At 29.0% G+C, this 23,956-nt stretch carries 21 protein-coding genes; 6 read left to right on the top strand and 15 right to left on the bottom strand.

Translation table 11 applies throughout. The features are described 5' to 3' along the window. Positions 1 to 40: 40 nt before the first annotated feature. From Ctaglu_RS20030 to Ctaglu_RS20065, 7 genes are all read right to left on the bottom strand, one after another. Positions 41 to 328, bottom strand: a complete 288-nt coding sequence (locus Ctaglu_RS20030) for a hypothetical protein (RefSeq protein WP_125005038.1) — start codon at positions 326 to 328, stop codon at positions 41 to 43. Beyond that, complete coding sequence (locus Ctaglu_RS20035) at positions 328 to 1,119, bottom strand: ParA family protein (protein WP_185732853.1); 792 nt, start codon at positions 1,117 to 1,119, stop codon at positions 328 to 330. Before Ctaglu_RS20035 ends, Ctaglu_RS20030 begins: the two co-directional genes overlap by 1 nt. Before the next feature lie 408 nt (positions 1,120 to 1,527). Next, positions 1,528 to 2,547, bottom strand: a complete 1,020-nt coding sequence (locus Ctaglu_RS20040) for a sensor histidine kinase (protein WP_125005042.1) — start codon at positions 2,545 to 2,547, stop codon at positions 1,528 to 1,530. Next, the gene (locus Ctaglu_RS20045) at positions 2,544 to 3,215 is read right to left on the bottom strand and encodes a response regulator transcription factor (RefSeq protein WP_125005044.1); all 672 of its coding nucleotides are present in this window, start codon (positions 3,213 to 3,215) and stop codon (positions 2,544 to 2,546) included. Before Ctaglu_RS20045 ends, Ctaglu_RS20040 begins: the two co-directional genes overlap by 4 nt. 271 nt (positions 3,216 to 3,486) lie before the next feature. Continuing rightward, positions 3,487 to 5,433: an FtsX-like permease family protein gene (locus Ctaglu_RS20050; RefSeq protein WP_125005046.1), complete on the bottom strand. Its 1,947-nt coding sequence runs from the start codon at positions 5,431 to 5,433 to the stop codon at positions 3,487 to 3,489. Then, on the bottom strand, positions 5,408 to 6,187 hold the full coding sequence (locus Ctaglu_RS20055; RefSeq protein ID WP_125005048.1) for an ABC transporter ATP-binding protein: 780 nt from the start codon (positions 6,185 to 6,187) through the stop codon (positions 5,408 to 5,410). Before Ctaglu_RS20055 ends, Ctaglu_RS20050 begins: the two co-directional genes overlap by 26 nt. Positions 6,188 to 7,117: 930 nt before the next feature. Beyond that, complete coding sequence (locus tag Ctaglu_RS20065) at positions 7,118 to 7,369, bottom strand: hypothetical protein (RefSeq protein WP_125005052.1); 252 nt, start codon at positions 7,367 to 7,369, stop codon at positions 7,118 to 7,120. Positions 7,370 to 7,656: 287 nt separating this feature from the next. On the opposite strand from Ctaglu_RS20065, the gene Ctaglu_RS20070 reads away from it, so the two are divergent. After that, entirely contained in the window at positions 7,657 to 8,160 is a 504-nt protein-coding gene (locus Ctaglu_RS20070; protein ID WP_125005061.1) for a hypothetical protein, read from the top strand. A 62-nt stretch (positions 8,161 to 8,222) separates the two neighbouring features. On the opposite strand, the gene Ctaglu_RS20075 is transcribed toward Ctaglu_RS20070, so the two are convergent. Together Ctaglu_RS20075 and Ctaglu_RS20080 are read right to left on the bottom strand one after the other, a co-directional pair. Continuing rightward, entirely contained in the window at positions 8,223 to 8,912 is a 690-nt protein-coding gene (locus Ctaglu_RS20075; protein ID WP_125005063.1) for a hypothetical protein, read from the bottom strand. A 517-nt stretch (positions 8,913 to 9,429) separates the two neighbouring features. Beyond that, positions 9,430 to 9,720, bottom strand: a complete 291-nt coding sequence (locus Ctaglu_RS20080; protein ID WP_125005065.1) for a hypothetical protein — start codon at positions 9,718 to 9,720, stop codon at positions 9,430 to 9,432. A gap of 315 nt (positions 9,721 to 10,035) precedes the next feature. Here Ctaglu_RS20080 and Ctaglu_RS20085 point away from each other — a divergent pair, with 315 nt between their 5' ends. Next, a complete protein-coding gene (locus Ctaglu_RS20085; RefSeq protein WP_125005067.1) occupies positions 10,036 to 11,133 on the top strand; it encodes an NAD(P)-binding protein in 1,098 nt (365 codons plus the stop codon). A gap of 381 nt (positions 11,134 to 11,514) precedes the next feature. On the opposite strand, the gene Ctaglu_RS26295 is transcribed toward Ctaglu_RS20085, so the two are convergent. Beyond that, positions 11,515 to 11,649: a hypothetical protein gene (locus Ctaglu_RS26295; RefSeq protein ID WP_267901306.1), complete on the bottom strand. Its 135-nt coding sequence runs from the start codon at positions 11,647 to 11,649 to the stop codon at positions 11,515 to 11,517. Positions 11,650 to 12,145: 496 nt separating this feature from the next. On the opposite strand from Ctaglu_RS26295, the gene Ctaglu_RS20090 reads away from it, so the two are divergent. Further along, positions 12,146 to 13,618 carry an IS1182 family transposase gene (locus Ctaglu_RS20090; RefSeq protein WP_233439887.1) on the top strand — a complete coding sequence of 491 codons (1,473 nt, stop codon included), beginning with the start codon at positions 12,146 to 12,148 and terminating at the stop codon, positions 13,616 to 13,618. 20 nt (positions 13,619 to 13,638) lie between these two features. Here the strand turns inward: Ctaglu_RS20090 and Ctaglu_RS20095 are convergent, their stop codons facing one another. Further along, positions 13,639 to 14,484 carry a tyrosine-type recombinase/integrase gene (locus tag Ctaglu_RS20095; protein ID WP_125005069.1) on the bottom strand — a complete coding sequence of 282 codons (846 nt, stop codon included), beginning with the start codon at positions 14,482 to 14,484 and terminating at the stop codon, positions 13,639 to 13,641. Positions 14,485 to 14,600: 116 nt separating this feature from the next. Between Ctaglu_RS20095 and Ctaglu_RS20100 the strand changes: the two genes are divergently transcribed. Then, positions 14,601 to 17,615, top strand: coding sequence for a Tn3 family transposase (locus tag Ctaglu_RS20100; RefSeq protein WP_125005071.1), 3,015 nt, complete (start codon positions 14,601 to 14,603; stop codon positions 17,613 to 17,615). A 451-nt stretch (positions 17,616 to 18,066) separates the two neighbouring features. Here Ctaglu_RS20100 and Ctaglu_RS20105 read toward each other — a convergent pair whose 3' ends face one another. Next, complete coding sequence (locus tag Ctaglu_RS20105) at positions 18,067 to 20,367, bottom strand: phage/plasmid primase, P4 family (RefSeq protein WP_185732857.1); 2,301 nt, start codon at positions 20,365 to 20,367, stop codon at positions 18,067 to 18,069. 70 nt (positions 20,368 to 20,437) lie between these two features. Then, positions 20,438 to 20,644 carry a helix-turn-helix domain-containing protein gene (locus tag Ctaglu_RS20110; protein ID WP_125005075.1) on the bottom strand — a complete coding sequence of 69 codons (207 nt, stop codon included), beginning with the start codon at positions 20,642 to 20,644 and terminating at the stop codon, positions 20,438 to 20,440. A 157-nt stretch (positions 20,645 to 20,801) separates the two neighbouring features. Between Ctaglu_RS20110 and Ctaglu_RS20115 the strand changes: the two genes are divergently transcribed. Next, positions 20,802 to 21,569 carry a helix-turn-helix domain-containing protein gene (locus Ctaglu_RS20115; RefSeq protein WP_125005077.1) on the top strand — a complete coding sequence of 256 codons (768 nt, stop codon included), beginning with the start codon at positions 20,802 to 20,804 and terminating at the stop codon, positions 21,567 to 21,569. Positions 21,570 to 21,901: 332 nt separating this feature from the next. Here the strand turns inward: Ctaglu_RS20115 and Ctaglu_RS20120 are convergent, their stop codons facing one another. Then, positions 21,902 to 22,285 carry a hypothetical protein gene (locus tag Ctaglu_RS20120; RefSeq protein ID WP_125005079.1) on the bottom strand — a complete coding sequence of 128 codons (384 nt, stop codon included), beginning with the start codon at positions 22,283 to 22,285 and terminating at the stop codon, positions 21,902 to 21,904. A 357-nt stretch (positions 22,286 to 22,642) separates the two neighbouring features. Beyond that, positions 22,643 to 22,825, bottom strand: a complete 183-nt coding sequence (locus tag Ctaglu_RS20125) for a helix-turn-helix domain-containing protein (protein WP_125005081.1) — start codon at positions 22,823 to 22,825, stop codon at positions 22,643 to 22,645. 376 nt (positions 22,826 to 23,201) lie between these two features. Between Ctaglu_RS20125 and Ctaglu_RS20130 the strand changes: the two genes are divergently transcribed. Then, positions 23,202 to 23,573, top strand: coding sequence for a PBECR3 domain-containing polyvalent protein (locus Ctaglu_RS20130; protein WP_125005083.1), 372 nt, complete (start codon positions 23,202 to 23,204; stop codon positions 23,571 to 23,573). The last annotated feature ends 383 nt before the right edge of the window (positions 23,574 to 23,956 follow it).

A 23,956-nucleotide genomic window follows, 5' to 3' on the forward strand; every position in this document is an offset into this window, starting at 1 on the left:
TAACTAGTATAATTTCTAATATATTAGTTATTATATTAACTTATTTAATACCTAATACATGTTTTAATATATCATTTACAAGCTTACTTTCGCTTATCTTCTGCTTTTTAGCTATTTTTTTTACTTCATCAATCGCACTTGTTTCTAAATAATATGTTTTATTTTTAGAGTTTTTAGAACTTTTATCTATAATATCATCAAGATTAAAACTAGTGGGTTCAATTGCTTTATCTTCTACTACAACCACATCATCATTTTTTTGTTTTTTTCCAGAATCTAATATTTCATAGCTGCGGTTTTGTACAGCCTTATCAAATTTATTTGCCATTATAAAATACCTCTTTCCTTCATTTCATTAACAAGTTCTACATAGGATTTATATCCTGCAGATGATCTGCAATAAATATTTATAGGCTTTGCTTCTAACTCAGCCTCTTTTAATTTAACATTCATAGGTATTACAGTATCAAAAAGTATGTCTTTTACTTCATCATTTCTTTTACAATAATCTCTAAATTGTGATGAAAGATTCATTCTTTTATCGTACATGTTAATCAAGAAACCTTTTATATTATTTTCTATTTTTAAGCGTTTTCTTATATCTTTCCAAAGAGCTAAAAATAGTTCGGATCCTTCTACTGAATTCATGCTAATATCAGATACAAGTATAATATCAGTTGCAGCCACAAAAGCATTTTGATTGATTATACTCATGGAAGGGTTTGTATCTATAAGAATGTAATCATATGTATTAAAATGCTTTAAATTATCCTCAATATAGTTAATGAGTATATTTTCCCTACCAGCTAAACTAACAAGTTTTAATTCCGTAGCAGTTAAAAATATAGAACTTGGAATAACATCAAGAGATTGGAGTTCTTTAACCGGTGATTTAATAACTACGTTTTCAAATTCAATATCATCTTCTAAAATATTTTTAATGCTTTTAAAATTATCGACGGTTCTATCTATACCAAAATTATTGGTACTATTGCCTTGAGGATCTATATCAATAACAAGTATTTTTTTACCCTCTTCTGCAAGTAATCCCGCTATATTAAATAAACTAGAACTTTTTCCAACACCACCCTTTAGGGTGCTAAAAGATATTATTTTCAATGTAACCACTCCTTATAATAATATATTAACTAATACATTAGAAATTATATTAATTTATATATTAACAATACTATTATATTTTATAATAGTAAATACTTTTCTAATATAAAATATACCATTAGACATGGTTATTTTAGTAGGATATAATATACCTAGGTTTTGAAACGAGCCATATACTATCGTTAATGTATCAATTGTGATGCTTGATAGTGAAATTCTTGAAGAAAATAATTAGTTTTTATATGTTGTAATTTATAGTTTTTATTATAAATGAGAGTATAAAAGGATAAATCCATTTTATGTAAATATGTATTTCCCTTGAGTATGTTTTGATAAAAAGATACAAAAATAACGGGATTACCACCCGTTTTAGAAAGATGAACTCTTATGGATTTTAATAATTTATCCTTAGTCATCTGTAAAATTTACCATACTAGACAAAGGAAATATTAATGTAACTTTAGTTCCTTTATTCTCCTCAGAATCAATAGTAATTTTTAAGCCCAGTTTTGAACATAGTTTTTCACATAAATACAGTCCCATTCCTGTACTTTTACTAAATTTTCTTCCGTTTTCACCAGTAAATCCTTTTTCAAACACTCTATTTATATCTTTATCTATTATACCTACCCCATTATCCTCTATGGTTAACATTACTGAATTAGCTTTCTTAATTGAATATATACTTATTATGGGCTCTTTACTATTTGAGTACTTTATAGAGTTTCCTATTATCTGATTAATAATAAATTCAGTCCATTTCTTATCACTATATACAATTTCATTTATATCTTTTATATCTAATTTTATTTTCTTATGAATAAAATCTCTATAATTTCGTTTAACTACATTCCTTACTACATTATCAAGATTAATTTGTTTTATAATATAGTCTTTACTAACATCATCGCTTCGAGAATAATAAAGCACCTGTTCTACAAACCCCTCAATTCTATTTATCTGGAAGTCTATTTTATTAGTTACTTCATCTCGATTATTTTCAATTATTAGCTTTGTAGAAGCTATTGGTGTTTTAATTTCATGTACCCAGGTCTCTATGTATTCTCTATATTCTACCTGTATATCCTTATAATATTTTACATTTTCGTGCATATCGCGGCTTATCTCTTTAAGTATAGAATTTAACTTTTTCGCTTGTATAAAGTTCGCTTCTTTTATTACCACTGGAAGTAGATATTTCTTATCTAAATTTTCTAATATGTTACTAATTTCATCATAATAATTTTTGAATTTTATAAAGTCTAAAGCCATATAAGAAATTAATGGCAAAAACCAAATACAAAAAACAAATAAAATTATAATCGAATTAACATTAATAGTAATCATTATACCTGCTAATACGATAAATAGCAGCATGTTAGATATTATTATCACCATTTTTTCTTTAACAAATTCACCTATACTCATGGCATTATATACCCGAGCCCTCTTCTTGTTTCTATTGTATTTTCTATGCCTATCTCTTCAAGTTTTTTTCTTAATCTATTAATATTAACAGTTAAGGTACTATCATCTACAAAATAATCTGATTTCCATAGATATTCCATAAGTGAATCTCGTTTTACTATAGTTCCCTTATTGTTTATTAAGTAAGAGAGTATCTTAACCTCATTTTTCGTTAATTCCAAACATTTATCCTTATAAATAACCGTTGCATTTGAAAGATTTAAATTAAAATCTTTATAGCTTAATATATTATTAGTTTTTGAACTTCCACCTGTTCTTCTTAAAATATTAGTTATCCTTGCTAATAATATTTCTATATTATAAGGCTTTGTTATAAAATCATCTGCGCCTAAATTCATACTCATTAATTCATCTAAATCACTATCTCTACTTGTAACTATTATAATTGGAACCCTTGAAGTTTTTCGTATTTCTCTACATATATAATAACCATCAAACACTGGAAGATTAATATCTAACAATATAAGTTCTGCATTCTCATTTTCAACATATTGTATTATATTATTAAAATTCATAGGGGCTTTTATTTCGTATCCATATCTTTTTAAAAAATTTTGTAATTCTTCTCTTATAACTTCATCATCTTCAATAATAATAATTTTTTTCATATGTACTCGTGCCTCCCTACTTATTTTATCCTGTACCCTAATATCATAACATATTCTAAATTTTATAAAATATTAAAGTACATATTCAGCTCCATCAGCTCATAATCGTGACTTTCACCCGTTAGATTGTGCCTATTTTGGGAGCACCTTAAAGAGGTACTTACTTTTCAGTAAATACCTCTTTAATTTATTACTTATTTTATTTGCATCATTCTTCATTGGTTTATATACATCAACACAACCATATGCATTAAGTCTAAAATAAATCTCTTTATAAGTTACTCTTAACAATATTTTTATATCCTACGTATGTTGTATAAAAGTATCCTGCATAAATTACAATAAATATTAAAGCTGCTACTAATGCTGAAGAGTTAATATTTGTTTTTTGTAAGCTATTTAATAAATCGCTAGTTACCTTAATTCCAACCACTGAATGAATTAATGCAAGACTAACTGGAAGACTAAAGTATATCAATGTTTGAACAAAAATTGTTTTATCTATCATTTTTTCGTTTGCACCAAGTCTCCTTAAAGCTTTATATCTTTCTATACTGTCACTAGCTTCTGATAATTGTTGAAGAGCAAGTACTGCCATGCTAGTTATTAAAAATACAATGCCTAAATATATTACGGTAAATATTAATACATTTGTATTTACCATATTTTCTGAATAAACCCCATCCTTTGAGATACCGAGTATAAAACCACCTTTACCATAGTCCTCGCGTTTTTGATATTTTTTATTATATTTTTCTCTATTTTCATCTAAATAATTTACATTAATTACTGAGTTACTAATTTTGTAACCTGATAAAAACTCATCATTTATAACTATTATGAAAAAACTAGTTGTAAAATAAGCAGTTTGAAGATTTTCTTCTATAGCTTTAGGGTTTTTTATTAGGTATTCTTTTCCTTTAATGTTAATTCTATTGTTATTATTTATTATTTTTTTATTTATTGGTTTCATAAACTTATCAGTATTTGATAAAATTAAAACTTCATCCTTAGTTAAATTTACTTCTTTTTCATTCTTAAATTTTAAAATTTTATTATAATCAGATAGTTTAACAAATTTTACATAGTCTTCTTTAAAATCTCCTGTTGTTAAAAACTCACTAGCTTTCATACCTGTAACATATTCATTATGAGCTACGGATTTTTCATTTTTACTTATTTTAAAATTAATTTTATTTAAAACATCTTCTATGTTGTAGCTTACATCCTTATTTGTTACTGATATGCTGGCATCAAAGGGCATTGACTTTTTAATTCCTGCATCCATAACTGTTTTAAAGCCTATTCCCATAGATAAACTTGCTATTGTGAAGAATAACATTAAGCAAATTAAAGACATTGATATGAAGTTTGTATTAACTTTACTATTTATCTGTTTTACTACAAATATATTTAACCCTTTAAAATAAACCTTTTTATTTTTCTTTACTACATATAATATAAGTCCAGATAAACTAAAGAAAAATAACACTGTACCTAATATTCCCAAAGCTATTGATATTAAGACCATAGGGTCTAGTATATTTAAACCTACTTTTAGTATTGATTTATATGCAACCCCAAGTGATCCTACGCATAAAATAAATGCTATTAAATATATAGTAGAATTTTTGAATTTAACATCTTGATTTTTTTTACCTGCTATTAATAAATCGATTATCTTGTATTTAGATATAACAAATACATTAAATATCATAACAAGTAAAAACATGATTCCAAAGTATAATACAGTTTTACCTATTGCACCTGTTGAAACTGCAAACTTATATTCATTAACCGGTACATCAAATAACTTTAATGCAAAGGTGGATAATCCTTGTGATGCTCCAATTCCTAGTATAAGTCCACTAATTAAAGATATAACTCCAACTAGAAAAGTCTCCATTACTAATATTATAGATATTTTTCTTTTCCCCATACCCAGTGTCATGTATATTCCTAATTCTTTTTTACGTTTTTTTATCAAGAAATTATTTGCATATAATATTAAACCACCTAATATTATGGATATAAATACTGACACATAAGACATAACTTTCATTATTTTAGATACAGATTTCATTTGTATAAGTGCCTTTTGTGACCCCATTGAGTTAAAGCTATAAAATATACAAACTGCTAAAGTTAGTGTTAAGAAATATATAGCATAGTCCTTAAAACTCTTCTTTACATTACTTGCAGCTATTTTGGAATACATTATCATCACCTCCAAGTAGAGTTATAACTTCTATAATTTTATTAAAGAATTCTTTTCTAGTATCCTTACCGCGTACTACCTCACTAAAGATTTTTCCATCTTTAATAAAAAGAATTCTATGAGCATAGCTTGCTGTAAAAGCATCATGGGTAACCATAAGTATTGTGGTCTTTAAATCTTTGTTTAGACTTTCTAATTTTTCAAGTAATAATCTAGCTGCTTTAGAATCCAGAGCCCCTGTTGGTTCATCAGCAAGTACTAAGGATGGATCTGTTACTATTGCTCTTGCAGAAGCAACTCTTTGCTTTTGTCCACCTGACATTTGATAAGGGTATTTATTTAATTCTGGTTCAATGTTTAAATATTTTGCTACTGATTTTATTTTCCCATCTATTTCTGAACTTTTCTCACCTTTTATTGTTAATGATAAAGCTATATTTTCATAAGAAGTAAGAGTATCTAGTAGGTTAAAATCTTGAAATATAAAACCTAACTCATTTTGTCTAAACTTATCTAATGCTTTTGATTTCAACCTAGTAATATCACTATTATTTATTATTATTTTTCCTGTAGTGACATTATCAATAGTTGATATACAATTAAGCAATGTTGTTTTACCACTTCCTGAAGGTCCCATTATCCCAACAAACTCACCCTCATCTACCTTAAAACTGATACTGTCTATGGCCTTTGTGACATTATCTTTATTTCCATAATACTTTTCAATTTTTTCTACACTTAATATATTTTTCATTTATAACTCTCCCTTTATTTTAAATTTAACGAGATTTCAGAAGGAGGTCTCCCACTTCTATAAGTTGGGGGGACATACTACAACAAAAAGAAAATTTCAGTGGGAGGATAACAATTGAGAATTGTTATCTACTCCAGAGGTCTACAAGGGGGTAAATCTCCTTCTGAAGTCGTTAAGTTATCTTCTTCGAAGCTATTACAGCGACCCAGGAGATGATTTAATTGTTTTAACTCCATCTGATGTACTTATTATATACAATTTTATTTGCAGCAACCATGGAAGTACATTTCATTAACATTACATTTTTGTTATGTTAACATAAGTTTGATTATTTCAATGATAAAAAGTCGCAAAAAAATTTCCTCGGACACTTTAAGTCTGAGGAAACATAATTTATTTAAGTTCTTGTCTTCTTTTTGGAGTTCACACTTCATTATACTAATCCAACTAAATTAGGGCATAAGTGGGTACGGAAACTATTTACATGTTATCAATACTAAGAGAGGAAGAAACGAGTAAATTCAACCTATTGCACATTGTATACATATAATCTTCCTAACCGCCATTTTACCCAATAAAATAGTGCTCTTAATTATAATTTTAATCAAGGTTAAAATGAACGTGGAAATACCGACCTTGACTAAAATTATAATTAAGAAAGAGTTGTATTAAAGCATCATCTATTCCTTGCTTTTTTAGCCAAGTAAACAAAAAATGCCTTAATTTATGAGGAGATAACATTGCTTTTAGGGGTATGTGTAGTAATGGAACGAAAAACCGGAGTTTATGTACGAGCATATAAAAATCATGTTTCAAAACACAAAAAAATAAAAACCTAAAGCTAGATTCCTCTAACATTAGGCTTAAATTTCCATTAATGAAGTAATAAAACTTGTTAAACAATATATAATTTAAAATCTAGATTTTAAATTATATCCATTTGCAACTGCTCAACTCATATTTAATTTCACATAGTTTTTCAACACCATTGAGTACACTTTGGCACTTATACACTCGCATGTTGTTACCCGCCAGCTTTTCTTTATCCACACGAATAACTTTATCTATTCTAACAACAGAATTGCGTTCATCTTCTTTGGTAATCTTAAACCTTACAGGATTTATATTCCATTTTACATCAGTCCATGAAACTACTTCTATTGGCTTTGCTACAATTTCCATGCTATTCTATCCAAAAACATACATAATTGCATCATTTTTAAATATATTTTGTATAAAAAAAGGTTTTTAATGATTTTTATAGAATATATGTATTATAAAGTTAATATCTTGAATGTCACGTTGGCTCTTAAAAACCAGTTTTAGTTAACTATTTCTTTTTTCTTTTAAACTTATTAAGGTAAATAGTAATTCTTTATAATATCGCCTATAGAAAAATGGGTTTATATTTATAGAAATTACCTATTATATTTACATATCAAAATAAAAAAATGGAGGTAATGTTTATTATGAAATCAAATTCAAAATTACTTGTTTCAATTGTAACTTCAGTATCTATACTATGCTTAAGTGGTGTACCAACATTTGCAGCAACTACAGCAGTTACTCCACTTTCGACTACTAGGTCTACTTCTACAGCTATGCATAGTTTAGCTGCATCTGAAGTCAGTATTTCTACTACTAATTATAGTTTAGTAACAACTGGTCCACTCAATACACCCGCTACCCTACCACTTGGTGATAATTTAGTATTTGGTATGAATGCTGTTGGTGGGAGCGGTAATTATCAATATCAATTTACGGTAGTACACCAAAATCAAAAGGGTTCCAGTGATGGTTTAACGGAGTACACATCCCCTTACAGCACTAGTGGTATATGCATTTATAGGCCTCAACAGAGCGGCTACTATTACGTAAATATCAGCGTATTAGATACTACTACTGGTGTAGTCGTTAGATCAATATATATGCCTAAAGGTTTATATGGAACAATACTTATTGATGTTGAATAATTGAAATAAAACCTCGTATCTTTCTGATACGAGGTTTTTGTTTTACAACAGCTGGATATTTTTTACCTTAGGTACTTAACTCTCATATATCTTTCCTCATTAAAAACTAATAACTTAGTTGCTTGTCCATTCTTTTGATTAATAGTACCTGTTAGCCTATATACTCTAGCTGCATCAATTGATTTAACATCAGCACCTATTTCTTTTAGTTTTTCTAAAAAGAATTTTTGCGTTGCATTCCAAAGAGGAAGAGCCATATATGGCAAAGGCTTTATAAGCCAATAAATAACCATGCCTTGACCTGAAATAACTATAAAACTAGGTGGTGGAACAGATTTTTTAAAATAATCCTTCTCTAGTAACCATAAAATTTGTTCTGCACTTAACCCTTTGTATTCTTTTATTGTGTAATAATCTAAATCTATAAATAATGAATTTAATTTTCTTATGTTTTCTATACGTCTCATGGGTTTATAAAAACTATTAGGGCTCAAATATATATTTGCATCATTTACACTTATCAACTTTTGTATATTTTCATTAAGCTCGTCTACTTTGTAGTGATGTTGTATCCAATTACTTCCCTTTTTACTTGCTATAGTTATATATCCATCATCATGTTTATGTAACAGATCTATTTGCATTTGTGCTTGTGATACTTGCTTGCTATTAACCAAAGCTTCCATTGGCACTATGGTTAAATTTCTAATAAGCTCGCTTAACTCATCAATCTGCTTTTTTTGTGCCAACATAAAAAAGCCCTCCTATTTTTTTGTAACCCAAATAAAGAGTGCTGCATTATACCTATTAAATATTTTATTTAACTTACACATATCTTGACTATTGTTAACAGATATATTAAACTAAGTATATAAATTAAATAAAATATTTAATTTATATAATTCTCCTATTTGAGGAAGATATCAGGATTTATGTAACTCTTGAATGAAGTCGTCCAAACTTTTGATATTCAAGAGTTGTTTTATTTTTTGGATATATATAAACCCTAATTACTTTCTATTTGTAAAATTTTGTAATAAAATTTCTTTTTTTTATTCAAAAATATCCTTATTCTACTCTTTTTTTCCTAAAATTTCAAAATAATTATACCATATCAAATTAGATATGTATAATTATTTTGAATGATTATATCTTTAATGTTGAATAAACAATATTTTTTACTTTAGAGTATATAGATATTTATTTTTTATATTTATCCATGTACTCTTTCATCGCTTGACTTAAAATATATTTGTTGCCTACTTCCTTTTATACTTTCATGAAATCCTTGAATTCATCCCACATTTCTTTATTAATATAACTGCTCATTTTCATAAATTCTCCGTCTTTTATCTTGTCATCAATCTTAAGACCAACTTCAATTACATCCGTCACAGTTACTGCTACTTCACCATCAACATTATTTTTATTTTCAAACCATTCAAGCATTTTATCAATTCTTTTTTTATATTCTAAAGATAATTTGTTTACTGGATCTAAATCTTCTTTTTGATGTATTCCATTTATATTCATTTTATATTCTGCAGGCATATTTGCCATCTATACTGATATATCCATTCCTTGCTCCTGAAGCTTTAATATTTTTTCTACATACAAATTATCATCTCCCCATACATTACATTTTAAATGGACTCTATATGGGGTACGGCAACCATTAATGTAAAAACGGGCTACTTGCCATATTATGTAATAATTCAAGTTTTTTTATTAACTTAAAGCTACCACTTCTTATAAAATATCTCTTTATAATATATTCAAATTGAACTTTTCAAGGATGTTCAATAGCCTCAATGTGAATGTAATGTATAGAGAATTTATCAAAGTACATACTATATGATATAGGAGGTGGTTTAAATGGAAGTCGCTATTATGGGAGCTGGAATGTCCGGACTCTCTTGTGCCATAACATTAGAGAAGTATGGAATTACACCAACTATTTTTGAAAAAAGAAATAGTGTAGGAGATAGATTTGTTAATGCAGAATCAATGTTCAGTATCCTTAATAGACCTGTTAAAGACTGTATACCTTACATATCAAAAAATTATCATATAGATTTAAGACCTATAGATAAAGTTGATAAATTTTTTATACACTCTAAAAATGAGCTTGGTACTATTGCTGGGAAAATTGGATACACAAATGTAAGAGGTAGACATGAGAGTTCATATGAAAGTCAATTAGAGAAACAAGTAAAATGTAATATTAATTTTAACTCAACCTACGAATATGAAAAGCTATGTAAAGATTTTGAGTATGTAGTATTAGCCACTGGAGATGGAGAATATGCTTCTCATTTAGGAAATTATAATTGTGACCTTACTTGTACTATAAAAGGAGTAACTGTTCAAGGAGAATTTGTGACAAGTAATCCTCATGTATGGTTTAATTATGAAATACTACCTAAAGGATATGCTTGGTTGATACCTTTTTCTGAAAAAGAGGCAAATTTAGTTATTGCTTATCCTGACAATATAAAATTAGATCTAAATGATATGTGGGGAAAATTCTATAGTCTAGTATGTAAGAATTTAGACCAAAACTTTAAGATAACTGATAACTTTGAAATTACAAGATATATGATGGGAATATGTAATAAACCTAAAATAGATAATACATATTTTGTTGGAAATTGTTTTGGTGCTATTTCTCCTGGTCTGGGATTTGGACAATATACATCAATTTTAACAGGAATATATTCGGCATATGATATTTTTGGATTAGGAACTTATGAGGAACTTACTAAACCTCTATTGAAAAATTACAAGCATTCACTTGTTTTTAGAAGATTTTTAGAAAATTTAACTGATAATGAATTTGATTTTCATGTTAAAAATTTAGATAAGAAAGTCATAGATAAATTAATTGATAAAATATGTAGTAATAATAGTAGCCTTGATTTACTTAAGTTAACAACTCCTATTATGAGACTATGGAATGACTACAAAGAGTAAAAGCATTCAAGATTGAAATCAATTTATATAGTGTGTCGGAATGTTCATATATTGTTCATCAACAAGGGTAAAAATGCTCTTGTTTTATTTTTTGTAAAAGTCCCATAAACGACCGTTTATAGTGCTTAATTGCTAATTAGGTAGGTAAGACCTATTAATGCTATGTTAACGGGTTCTATAACTTAGTACCATAATCAAAGTACTGATATATCTATAATTTAACGTTTATGGTACTTTGAAAATTCAAAGATCCTTTTCAGTATATTCCAAATGTATTCTTCTATATATTCTTTACTTATTAATATTACCCTTTTATTTATTAACATTAATTTCCATTGTAAATTTTAACGGCATTTCAGAATTAAAGTCTCTCTCTCTCTTCTATATGTTAAAATTATATATTATAACAAAAAAAGAATTTAAACTTTTAACATACTCTCTGTATTCTTCAATTGTCATTTTATCTTCACTTATATCCGTAATTGCTCCAGTATTAAAATCAAATTTATTTTTCATAATATAAAAATAACCTTCGGTGTTGTCGTAGGCAGACCTTTCAAATATGTTTGTATCAACTTGTCTGGTGGATTATTTTCTTTGCTTTGGACAAGTTTACTGACTGCTACTAAGACTAAATTAAAAGATGAATGTTGCAGTACCTTAATAAAATGTTATATTTAATGGCAGTGAGTAAGATTGTCCAAAGCTTCCTTTTGGACCAGGCGCAGTGAAAGAGCTTGTGCCACATCAGATTTTCGCATGAAGCATGAAGGAGAAAATCTGATGTGGCCTAGCCTTTGACTGCGACGTTTTAGCATTATAATTATCGATTTATAATACATTCTAAGTAAAGAGTCAATACGATATGTTACATTCAAAATGAATTTTTTTAGGAATGGGCAATAGCTTCAAAGTGAAGGGGCTGTCTCAAAATAGAAAGTGATTTCTACAGCGAGATGGCTCTTTTTTTCTTTTCCAAATACAAAAGTGGACTCCAAGGAGTCCACTTTTGGTGTATAATTTAAATATGATAAATAAAGAAATTACACAAAAGAATTATACCAATAATTGCGAGGTTTATCAATTAGTTTTTCCTATTGAAACAGGAATTTTGATACCCGAGGATGATTCAGTGAGACTGCTAAGCCAAATATTGGAGGAATTATATTATAAAAATTTAAATGAGGCGTACTCTTCACAAGGAAGAAAACCGGCAGTTGAACCGAAGATTCTATTTAAAATATTAGTTTATGCTTATATGAATGACATTTATTCAAGTAGAAAAATAGAAAAAGCTTGTAAGCGAGACATCAACTTCATGTGGCTTTTACAAGGCCGAAAGGCCCCTGATCATAATACAATAGCTAGGTTTAGAAGCAAAAGACTTGTTGGTGTTGTAGATGATTTATTTAATCAATTGGTTGAAAAGTTAAAAACCTACGGTGAGGTTGAATTTAAGAATATATTTATTGATGGAACAAAAATTGAAGCCAATGCTAATAAGTATACTTTCGTATGGAAAAAATCTACGGATAAATTTCAAGCGAAGCTTCAAGAAAAAATAAAGGAAATTATTGAAAAAATAAATTTTGAATTTAAAACAGAATATATAATTTCAGAGCCGGAGGCTAAAATAGAATATCTTCAAGAGATTTTAAAATTTTTAAATAAAAATAGAGAACATGAGAATATAGAATTTGTGCATGGACAAGGCAAAAGAAAAACTAAAATACAGAAGTTTATAGAAAATCTTTCAGAGTTTATAGAAAAGCAAAAAAAATATGATGATTATACCAAAACTTTTGATGGGAGAAATAGTTTTTCAAAAACTGATAAAGATTCAACCTTTATGCATATGAAAGAAGATCATATGAGAAATTCGCAACTAAAACCAGGATATAACATGCAAATAGGAGTGGAAGGTGAATATATTGTTGGGATAGATATTTCTAGTGAAAGATCTGATCAACTTACTTTTATTCCATTTTTAAAAAAATTAAGAGAAACATTATCACAAATATTTGATAGTGTAATAGCTGACGCTGGATATGAGAGTGAAGAAAATTATATGTATTTAGAATCCACTGGGCAAAACACATTTATAAAACCTCAAACTTATGAAAGCATGAAAAAGAGAAGCTTTAAAAATAATATAAGCAAGCGAGAAAACATGAATTATGATGAAGTAAATGATGAATATACTTGCCATAACAATAAAAAATTAAAAGTTATTTATAACACGATAAGAAAGTCAAAGTCTGGATATAAAGCTAGTGTAACAGTTTATGAATGTGAGGATTGTGATTCATGCCAGTATAAACCAAAATGTACAAAAGCAAAAGGTAACAATAGACTAAGTGTATCTAAAAAATTTATACAAAAAAGATTAAAGTCATTAGAAAATATAACAAGTTTAGAAGGAATAAGGGGTCTCTGTATTAATGGAACAGAAAATCACAACAAATGCCCATTTAATTCCAAATGAGCATTTGTAAGAGATTAATATCAATAAAAAGCTTTTTCTATAGCTTTCTCAATTTCAATTCTAGAAGGTTTGCTATATTTTTTAGTTATATTTATATCTGAATGCCCTGCTAATTCTGCTACTATTGAAATATCTATACCAGCACTAATAAGTTCTCTGCAATAAGTATGGCGAAACTGGTGTGGGTATACATCATACTTTTCAAAAATTCTCTGTATAGACCTAACCGACATTCTTTTTTTATAATTTGATAAAAATAAGGCCTCTTGATAATCAGTTCTTGTATCCAAATAATTTTTTAAGTGTATTCTTGCCTCAATTGGAAGTGGAATCTTTCGTTCTAAATTTCCTTTACCTTTTTTAACTATAACTATGCCACTTCTCTCTTTTAAAGTAATATCTTTTTTATCCAAGAAAGCTAATTCTGAAACTCGTATGCCAGTGTATAAAAACATATATGTAATAGCTATATTTCTTGAATTTCCGGTTCTTTCAATCTCTCTCAAAAGTTTATTTCTATCGTTCTTTTCAAGTGATTTAGGAGCAATATTTTTAGTTTTTATATATTTAGGTTTGCGTATATTTTGCAATATATCTATTCTACCTAAAAACTTTACTAGACTAACTATTGCTGCAAATTTATTTTCAATAGTTGAAGCACTTAGACCTTTATCTGAAAGGTGATTAATATATTGTTGGATATCAAAACGTGTAATATTATCCAAGGAACCATCATTGCTCAACAGCCATTCATTAAATTTACTTATAATTTGAATATATAACTTTAGAGTGCTTTCACTATTTCCTTCTAATTTTTGATACTCCATAAATTCCGAAATAATTTTTGCGTCACTTTTTTTATCCATTAAAACTCCTCTTTACTTAAGTATAATAACAAATTATACTTAAAAGTGTCACAAAAGGCAACTTTTATGACGCTTTTTATGTGCTAAATAAATATTAAATTTTAGGAGTTTTTACAATGCCAGTTGAATTTTTAACAAAAGAACAAGAAACTAGATATGGAAAGTATAATGCTAACCCATATTCAGAACAATTATCTAAATATTTTTGGTTTGATGATCAAGATAAAGTATTGATTTTTCGTCATAGAGGTAATCATAGTTATTTAAGTTACGCTATACAACTTGGAACAGTAAGGTTTCTTGGAACATTTGTAAAAAATATAGATGAAGTTCCACAAGTAGTTATTAACTATATTTGCAAACAACTAAATATAGATATTAAAGAGGTATCTACCTCTATTAACAATAGAAGTCTTTGGATACATTCTCAAGAAATTCGTAAAGCCTATGGATATAGCGACTTTTCAGACCAACCTATGAATTTTCGACTTACACGATGGCTTTATACAAGGTCATGGCTTACATCAGAACGTTCAAGTATACTCTTTGATCTTGCAACAGCTAAATGTGTTGAAGAGAAAATATTACTACCTGGAGTTACTGTTATGGCAAGATTGATTGCTAAAATAAAAGATAGGACAAATAAACGGTTATTTACTAAATTATCTAATCTTCCAGATAAAAATCAACTTAATATTATTGAGAATCTTATTGAATTTGATACCAAACGTAAAAAAACTCCGTTAGATATTTTAAGAACACCTCCTAGAAATGTTACAGCGGGAGGAATTCTCAAAGCTACTAGCAGACTTGAAGAATTAAGGTTATTAGAATCTCAAAAATGGAATTTATCAGGAATTCCATTTGGTAAAATTGAAACACTTGCTAGATATGCTTCAATGGCAAGGGCTCAAACAATATCACAAATGAATTATGATAGAAAAATTGCTACCCTTGTAGCTTTTACAATTTTATTTACTAAAAATGCTCAAGATGATGTTATTGATATCATGGAACAGCTTTTTACAAAGCTATTTAATAAATCGATTCGTAAGGAACAAAAAGCAAGGATCAGAACCATTAAAGATTTAGATTCTGCTGCTAGAAAACTTAAAGATGCTTGTGCATTATTACTTGATGAAAGTCTTTCAAATGAAGATATAAGAGAAACTATATTTTCATCAATATCAAAAGAAGATTTAAAAGGAGCGTTAAACACAGTAGATAAGTTAACTAAAAACCCTAAACAATCAGTTGCATCTAAAGAATTATTTAGTAACTATTCAACGATTAGAAGGTTTCTTCCCAAACTTTTCATGATTCTAGAATTCAAATCAACATCTTCAGGAGAATCGGCATTAAACTCATGGAATTTTCTTGCAAGTATAGAATCTAAAAAAGGAAAGAATAAATATGCTAATGCACCATTAGATAGGATTACAACATCATGGAAAAATTTAGTTGTAAAATCATCAAACGACAAAATAAATCCTTGTGCGTATACATTTTGGGTTGTTGAGAAAGTCCTTGAAGCATTAAAAAATCGTGATATATTCATTGAATGTAGTTATCGTTATGGGGATCCTAGAGCTCAACTTTTGCAAGGTGATGAATGGAAAGCAATAAAACCCAATATTCTAAGAACACTTAATTTGCCATTGATCCCTGAAGAAAAAATTAACTCATTATCAAAAGAACTTGATAGCCTATACAAAGAAGTTGCTAATCGATGGCCTGACAATCCAAATGCTCGTATTGAAACTTTCGATGGGCATGATAGACTTATTGTAACGCCTCTTGACCGTTTACCAGAATCAGAGTCTTTAAAATGGCTAAGGAAAAGTGTTCAATTAAGTATTCCTCATATAGACTTACCAGAATTGGTTTTAGAAGTTAATAGCTGGACCAACTTCACCGAAGCGTTTACTCATATAAGTGAGGGAAATTCTAAATTAAACGATTTACATATAAGTATTTGTGCACTCCTTATTTCTAGGGCTTGTAATATAGGTCTTAAACCAGTTGTTCAGCCAGGTATGCAGGCCCTAGAATATGACAGATTAACATGGATAAATCAAAATCATTTTCGTTCTGAAACAATAAAAAAAGCTAATGATATATTAGTCGAGTTTAATTCAAAATTGGACTTAGCACAAAAGTGGGGTGGTGGAGAAGTTGCTTCAGCTGATGGCCTTAGATTTGTAACACCCCCTAAAAGTATAAACTCAAGACATAACTCTAAGTACTTTGGAGTTGGTCGAGGTGTTACATATTATAACTTTGTAAGTGACCAATTTACTGGTTTTAATGCTATAGTTATTCCGGGCACTATAAGAGATTCTCTTTATCTTTTACAAGGTATTTTAGAGCATGATACAGTTTTGAATATTAAAGAAGTAATGACAGATACAGCAGGGTATAGCGATATTATTTTTGGCTTGTTTGGGTTACTTGGATATCAATTTAGTCCACGTATTGCCGATATAGGTAATACAAAGTTTTGGAGAATAGATTCATCAGCTGATTATGGCATTTTAAACAACATCTCAAAAAATAAGATACGTATAGATTTGATCATTCGTTACTGGGAGGATATATTGAAAGTAGTAGGGTCTTTGAAAACTGGAAAAGTTAACCCATCACAGCTTATTCCTACTTTTAAACGTGGAAATAAAATTACAATGTTGGGGCGTGCATTTGGAGAAGTAGGTCGTATTTATAAGACTCAACATTTGCTTTCATATATTGATATTGAAGATTATCAGCGTAAAATATTAACACAATTAAATCGTGGTGAATCTCGCCATAACGTTGCTAGATCAGTTTTCTATGGTAAAAAAGGTCAATTATATCAATCTTATCGTGAGGGTCAGGAAGATCAACTTGATGCATTAGGTTTTATAGTAAATGCTATTATTGTGTGGAATACAAGGTATATGCAAGCATCTATCGAAAAACTTAGAGCTGCTGGTGCAATAATAAAAGATAATGAAATTCAAAGATTATCAGCATTAGGATATGACCACATCAATATCATGGGTAAGTACTCATTTGAAATTTCAGAGGTAATTGATGGTGGTAAGTTAAGACCACTGGTTGATTTAGAAAGTCAAAATGACTTAATTAATTGAGCAAAATATTAGAATTTAAGCAATTGTAAATAAATGGGGGTTTGTTGTAATTTTCTGTTCCATTACTACACATACCCCTTCTACTACTAAGCATCTCAATTTATATTTTGTTTCTATAATTTGTATAACATTATTAAAATTCTCTATATTATTTATTTGAACTCAACTCCCCTTTTAATGCTAATTTGGTTTGTGTATGGTTTGAATTTTAGTGTATAGTTTGGATAAACCCCTTAAAGCATTGATGTGTCTACGTTTAGCAATGTTTTTGTGTAGGGTATGTATAGTTTTGCCCTATTGTTATATATATATATTTATTTTTATTTTTTCCTGTATGTAAGTATAGTAAAACTATACATACTATACACTAGCTATAAAGAAACTTAGTAATACCAATGCTTTGATGTTATGTACAGTTTGTAAAAAACCATACATAAACTATACACAAACCCTACATTTTTAATATTTTTAGCTGTTCTTCCTCAATATTTTGTTTATTATCTCTGGAATCATTTAAACCAATTCCATAATAGAAAAATCCTATACCTGCGCGTTTTTTATCTATTTTCTTAGTTTTTATAGATTTTCCAAACGCTGTGCTTGTCATAGAACGTTCACCATTATCTCTGCACCATGTTTCATAAGCTTGATATAATTGTGAAGCTAAAATATGAAATCTTTCTCCAACTACACAACACTCACTTATAAATCCCCCAAGTTTGTCCATGTCTGATTTATATTCCTCTACTGCTAGTTTTACTATCTCGGGTAACTCCATTCCCTCTTGCTGCCATTTAAGACAACCCTCTATGGCCCAATTTAATATTCCACTCATTTCAGGTACTAATTGCTTTTCAAAGAAATACACATCTTTATCTGCTTCACTAAATTTATGTTCAAAAGGAATTTTCCTAACTCTTCGCCAGATTCCATCATCATTGCCTTTGATTTTTGGTAATTTATTTGTTGATAACCACATTTTGAATTGAGGATGTAAATTAAAATCTTCTTCATACATTCTTCTTACTCTTAATGATTCGTCGGCTCCTGAACTCATACTTTTCATTAAGCTTTCATCAAAGGTTTTATTTTCTTCTAACTCATTTATGCTTACAAACCTAATTCCCTCCAAGGCGGCTAAATCTCCTCTTGCTCCTTCATCACCCATTTTTTCCATCAGACTTTTGCCATTCAATGTTCCGGCATAATCACCTAATAAAGTCATTATTGTTTTGATAAAGGTACCTTTACCATTAGATCCATTACCATGAAGTATATAAAAACACTGTAAATTAGCATCACCAGTCATGGAATAACCAATACTTTTCTGAATATACTCAATTAGCTCCTTGTTCTCCTTAAATATTTTATTGATAAATTTTATCCAATTTGGACATTTAGATTTTGGATTATATTCAACATTTATAACTTTTGTAATAAAATCTTTTCTATCATGACTTTCAATTAATCCAGTTTTAAGATTTAAAGTGCCATTCTTTAAATTCAGCTTATATATATCCAAATCTGTTTGAAATATAGTTGAGCCTCTTTGAGTTTTGGTCTGATTAATCATGGCTTTTACTCTTCCATCAGTCTCACTTCTTAAAACAAATTTTTTTATCGATATTTTTAATTTGTCATGATCCTCTGAAAGCTCGTCACCCTCAGTTTGCAATTTTCTTATTACATTTTTAGTTAATAATTCTATTTTGCCAGCATTATCAAGAGCCCAGTATTTACCTGACCATATATACCACTTTATACGAATAGGACTATATCTAATGTTCTTACCGTATATGGCCATTAATCTTTCAGCATTACCTACATCAGAAAAGTTAAAATTTATAAGGCTTTGGTCCTCTGCGTCATCATATTCATAAACTAAGGTATCATTAATAATTTCCATAAACTCTTCTTTTGTATGACCTGCAGTAATCCAGTCAGAAATATCTTCTTTTTCCTGTAATCCTGGAATTTCAGGTCTTTTTATATATTCAGCAATTTGATAAAGCTGTACAGCGATATTATCTGCATGTGCTCTGCCTGGATCATCGTTGTCATTTAGGATAATAACCTTAGCCCCCTTGAAACATTGGTTATATTCCTTTCTCCATTTAGGTTTTTGAGTACTTATCGAAGCTCCATCGAAGTTACAAGTTGCAACTAAGCCCCATTTTTTAAGGTTTTCAGCATCTTTTTCACCCTCTACTACATAAACATTCTCACCTTTTTTAATTGCTTTTATAAGGTCAGGAAGGTTATACACTACGGGGCCACATATAGGGAAATCTTTCATTATAGCTTTATCTCTTTTTTTCTTGCTCCAGTTGTCGCCTCCTTTATAAGTTTCATAATATGTTCCTTCATCAAGTCCCCAAACAGTGCTGCCATTTATGATCCTCTTTTGAGAAAAATGTTTTTTCTTATCTCCTGTGGCTTCAAATCTTACCTTTTCAAACAGAACATTTCCTGAAGCGTCTTTGTATTGGTACACAATTTCACTTTTATTATTGGAATTATCCTTATCTTTTAATGGTTTATCAAAGAGATCAGATACTTCAAGTCCAGCTGCCTCTGCAACATCTCTAGTTTCACAACCTGCATGACATTTAAAAATTGTAATTCCTTTAGCTCTATCATATTTAATGCTAAGGCTTGCCTCCTTGTCAGGGTGTGCAGGACACATGGCCTTACATATATCACCATGATCTTCTTTTAGCTTAAAATGGGTTTTTATCACATTAAAATCCAATCATACTTCACCTACTTTTTTAACTTTATAGTTTAATTCACTCAATTATATTTGTAAATCTATTGCCCTATTAAGCAGTTAGACTCACTAAATCCACCACGGGTACATTGAGTGCCTTTGCTAATTTCCCAACAATCTGCGGCCTTACATTAGTTTTTCCATTAATAATTTTTGATATGGTATTTCTCCCAACTCCAGATTTAATTCCAAGATCTAAAGTGGTCATTCCTGACTCCGCTAGTACTACTAAAAATTTATTGCAATTAATGTTAAGCATATATAATTACCTCCTATAGTCATATGTGTGTGGTTTTTATTGGCATCTCTATTATAACCACACAATCGTATGGTTTCAATACTTTTTTTCACCGTACTGCACAAAAAAGTTTACAACTGTGTGGTTTTGTGTATAATTAATATTAGTGAGGTGGATTATGAATATAGGAGATAAAATTAAAAAACTAAGAAAGTATAGGGGCTGGACTCAGGAACAAATGGCCGGAGAATGTGGTCTCTCTAAGAATGCCATATGGAATTATGAGAACAGAAAGAGAACTCCCAATATAGAAACATTAAGCAAAGTTGCTGAAGCATTGCATATTTCATTAAATGAACTGTTGGATTTTGTAGGGAAATCATTTTCAAAAAATTTAATTGAATCTATTTTGAAAATGAATTACATCACTATTGCCGATGAATCTCTAGAGTACAATTTTAAGACTATTTTACGTCATACTGGAATTGCCATAGATTCATTGAAGAATTGTATAGAAAATAATATAGATTTACCAATACAAGAACAAATGCAGCTACTCTCATTCTGGAATGAATGGGAGTTCCATGAGGATGGTTATGGTGATGATAAAATTGAATTTGAAGAGTTCATAGACGTAAATCGTGAAGAAATTAATAATCAACCACTTTTATCTAAGTATATAAAAACTCTCTTAAAAGAGGATTCAACAAAAAACAATCTTGAAAAAATGCTTGATCTATTAGAACAAAATAGCTTTCGAGTATCTGGATTTAATAATAATGAAAATAATGAAATTAGTATATCAAACGATCATGTTTCTATAAAGAATGTCTCTGAAACAAAGTTGGCAGACACATATGATGATATAATAAAAAAAGTTAATAGTTATACGAAATTTTTAATTGAAGAGGAACTATTAAAACTTCACAACAACTTAAATTCCTAATTATTAATAGGAACTCGTAATCAAAGCTTTTAAAGGGACATTGTGACCTGTAGAAGCTTTTTTATAGTTGACCAATACAAAAAACACCTTCAAACAAAAATAAGGCTTATAGAAGCCCTAAATTCGATTTAAAGGTATATATATGGACTTCATTTCTAAATTTTATTTATTCACTATTAATAATAATAATAATTAATATTTTCTATTACTTTTAGCAAATTTATATTATACTAGATATTGGTATTAAGTTTAGTTAAATTTAACTGAATTCTTACTATAGCTTAACATAATGAAAAGCACCTAACAATAAATGCTAGATGCTTTGATTAATTTTATATTTTCAATCTCTTTGCCTGATTTACTTGTAGTGCCACCTGCTCTGCAATATTTTCAATTGATTTTTGATTTAATCCACAGTAGATTTTAAATTCTTCTTCCGTAAGTTCATTTTTTAGCTTTTCATTTATTTTGCGTTCCCTCTTTATATCTTCAAGGCTATATTTACTCTCTTGCAAACAACGCTTGCCATCTTCTTCAGTGAATTCATATCTCAACATCCCCAGATAGAACTTGATATTCGTGGTAGTCCTAAAATACTCTTCTCCCATTCTTCCATTTCTGCCTATTATGTATTTCACCCATTTATTCCCTTTACACTCTCTGATATACATATCGTTTAATGCTAACACTTCTAAAATTTCTTTTGATACTCTCATTTATAAATCCCCCTTATCATTAGTTTTAATGTACTTTAACCTTTATTAACTTGCTGATGAAGAAGTGTATTAAGTCCAATTTCCTTGAATCGTTACAAGATTCGATAAGCTCTATTATCTTTTGTTTCATATCTTATCTCCTTTTAAATTATTTCCATAATTTCTTATAATTGAAGAGTCCATTTTTAGTTGGCTCTACGTGTTCTTGTTTACAGGTAGAAATATATTCTAGTAAAATATAGATACTCATTAACTCACCTCTTGCATTTATTTGAAATAGTGAGTAAACTGTAATTGCGAGTTATCGGCTTACTCACTTGTAAGTCATTGAAAGCCTATACTATTGTATGGGCTTTTTTATTTTTTAGTCGTTTCAATCCATTTCAAAACTGATTCTTTTTCTATTCTCCAATCTTTTCCTACTTTGAATGCTTCTAATTTTTCTGATTTTATAGCCCTTATCACTGTTTGGTCACTAATCTGTAAGAATTCTGCAAGTTGCTTTGTAGTTAAAACATCAGGTAAATTATTAAGTCCCACTGCTGCACCTCCTTTATATTTACTACTATATCACTTGCCATCATACAATGTCAATACATATCAATTCATATCAATACATATCATTGGATAATATTATAGATTTTATGAAATAATCATTCAAGTGGAAGTTTTTTAATAAAACAGGAACAATTCCAACATTTCAAGTAAAGAAAAAAAGATATACCCATATTGGGGTGCATCATAGATAAACCGACAATGTTGGCGAGAACCCAAATAGACCAGGCAAAGGAAACAAAAGGAGTAAAATAATAATAGTATAGCTGCTTTTGCTATATTATTTAGGTAATTTACAAACTGGTGGTAATCCATTAATTATGCTATTATTTATATAGGTTTATTTTAGGGGGACAAAGTTATGAGCGGTCAACAAATCGTTGGAATATTAACTAAGAAAGTAATAGATACATTTAGTCTGCCCTTGAATGAAGGAACCGTGATCTTATGTGGGGAATCAAATAAAGCACATATGAAAGCCGAGCATCCAGAAGATTTTGAGAAGTATGGAAATAAAATCGAAGAAATAATAGCAAACCCTACTTATATCTGTAAACATCCTAAAAAGGATTCAATTGAATATGTGAAAATTTATATTGATGATAATAACAAGCATATACTTGTAGCTGTTAGAGCTTCGGGTTCTGGAGCGCTGTTTGCAAGAACATTGTTTGTTATGGATGATGAAAAAGTTGATAAATATCACGAAAAGGATGCCTTCAAAGCGTATTAAAAAGTAGTTTTTTTAAAAAACTTGTTGTGTAACCTTAATTTTATGGCTATAATGTAACTATACCGTATAGAAAAATACATAGACTAGTAGTGAAATACATAAACTAATAGAAAAATACATAAACTAATAGTGCTGAGGAATATCTGAGGGCGGAACAGGTAGCCGCCACCCCACAGAAATGTGGTAGGAGATGTAGATTACCACCTACCTATATTCCAAAGTATATGCATACCACGGTAGAAATACCGTGGTTTTTGGGCGTGTAAATAATTTTGTGTATTCTCTCTCTTAGGCAAAAAATTGATTTTTAAGTTTTTGTAAAAAAATGTTAATTAAAGTCGATGAATACTTTTAATTCATCATCCTTATATAGTATATTATTC

The sequence above is a fragment of the Clostridium tagluense genome, assembly GCF_003865095.1.
In the GTDB taxonomy this organism is placed as follows: Bacteria; Bacillota; Clostridia; order Clostridiales; family Clostridiaceae; genus Clostridium_AD; species Clostridium_AD tagluense.

Coding starts and splice junctions, on each gene's coding strand:
- Ctaglu_RS20030 (WP_125005038.1), bottom strand. CDS start 328: ATGGCAAATAAATTTGATAAGGCTGTACAAAACCGCAGCTATGAAATA.
- Ctaglu_RS20040 (WP_125005042.1), bottom strand. CDS start 2,547: ATGAGTATAGGTGAATTTGTTAAAGAAAAAATGGTGATAATAATATCT.
- Ctaglu_RS20045 (WP_125005044.1), bottom strand. CDS start 3,215: ATGAAAAAAATTATTATTATTGAAGATGATGAAGTTATAAGAGAAGAA.
- Ctaglu_RS20050 (WP_125005046.1), bottom strand. CDS start 5,433: ATGTATTCCAAAATAGCTGCAAGTAATGTAAAGAAGAGTTTTAAGGAC.
- Ctaglu_RS20055 (WP_125005048.1), bottom strand. CDS start 6,187: ATGAAAAATATATTAAGTGTAGAAAAAATTGAAAAGTATTATGGAAAT.
- Ctaglu_RS20065 (WP_125005052.1), bottom strand. CDS start 7,369: ATGGAAATTGTAGCAAAGCCAATAGAAGTAGTTTCATGGACTGATGTA.
- Ctaglu_RS20070 (WP_125005061.1), top strand. CDS start 7,657: ATGAAATCAAATTCAAAATTACTTGTTTCAATTGTAACTTCAGTATCT.
- Ctaglu_RS20075 (WP_125005063.1), bottom strand. CDS start 8,912: ATGTTGGCACAAAAAAAGCAGATTGATGAGTTAAGCGAGCTTATTAGA.
- Ctaglu_RS20080 (WP_125005065.1), bottom strand. CDS start 9,720: ATGGCAAATATGCCTGCAGAATATAAAATGAATATAAATGGAATACAT.
- Ctaglu_RS20085 (WP_125005067.1), top strand. CDS start 10,036: ATGGAAGTCGCTATTATGGGAGCTGGAATGTCCGGACTCTCTTGTGCC.
- Ctaglu_RS26295 (WP_267901306.1), bottom strand. CDS start 11,649: ATGAAAAATAAATTTGATTTTAATACTGGAGCAATTACGGATATAAGT.
- Ctaglu_RS20095 (WP_125005069.1), bottom strand. CDS start 14,484: ATGGATAAAAAAAGTGACGCAAAAATTATTTCGGAATTTATGGAGTAT.
- Ctaglu_RS20100 (WP_125005071.1), top strand. CDS start 14,601: ATGCCAGTTGAATTTTTAACAAAAGAACAAGAAACTAGATATGGAAAG.
- Ctaglu_RS20110 (WP_125005075.1), bottom strand. CDS start 20,644: ATGCTTAACATTAATTGCAATAAATTTTTAGTAGTACTAGCGGAGTCA.
- Ctaglu_RS20115 (WP_125005077.1), top strand. CDS start 20,802: ATGAATATAGGAGATAAAATTAAAAAACTAAGAAAGTATAGGGGCTGG.
- Ctaglu_RS20120 (WP_125005079.1), bottom strand. CDS start 22,285: ATGAGAGTATCAAAAGAAATTTTAGAAGTGTTAGCATTAAACGATATG.
- Ctaglu_RS20130 (WP_125005083.1), top strand. CDS start 23,202: ATGAGCGGTCAACAAATCGTTGGAATATTAACTAAGAAAGTAATAGAT.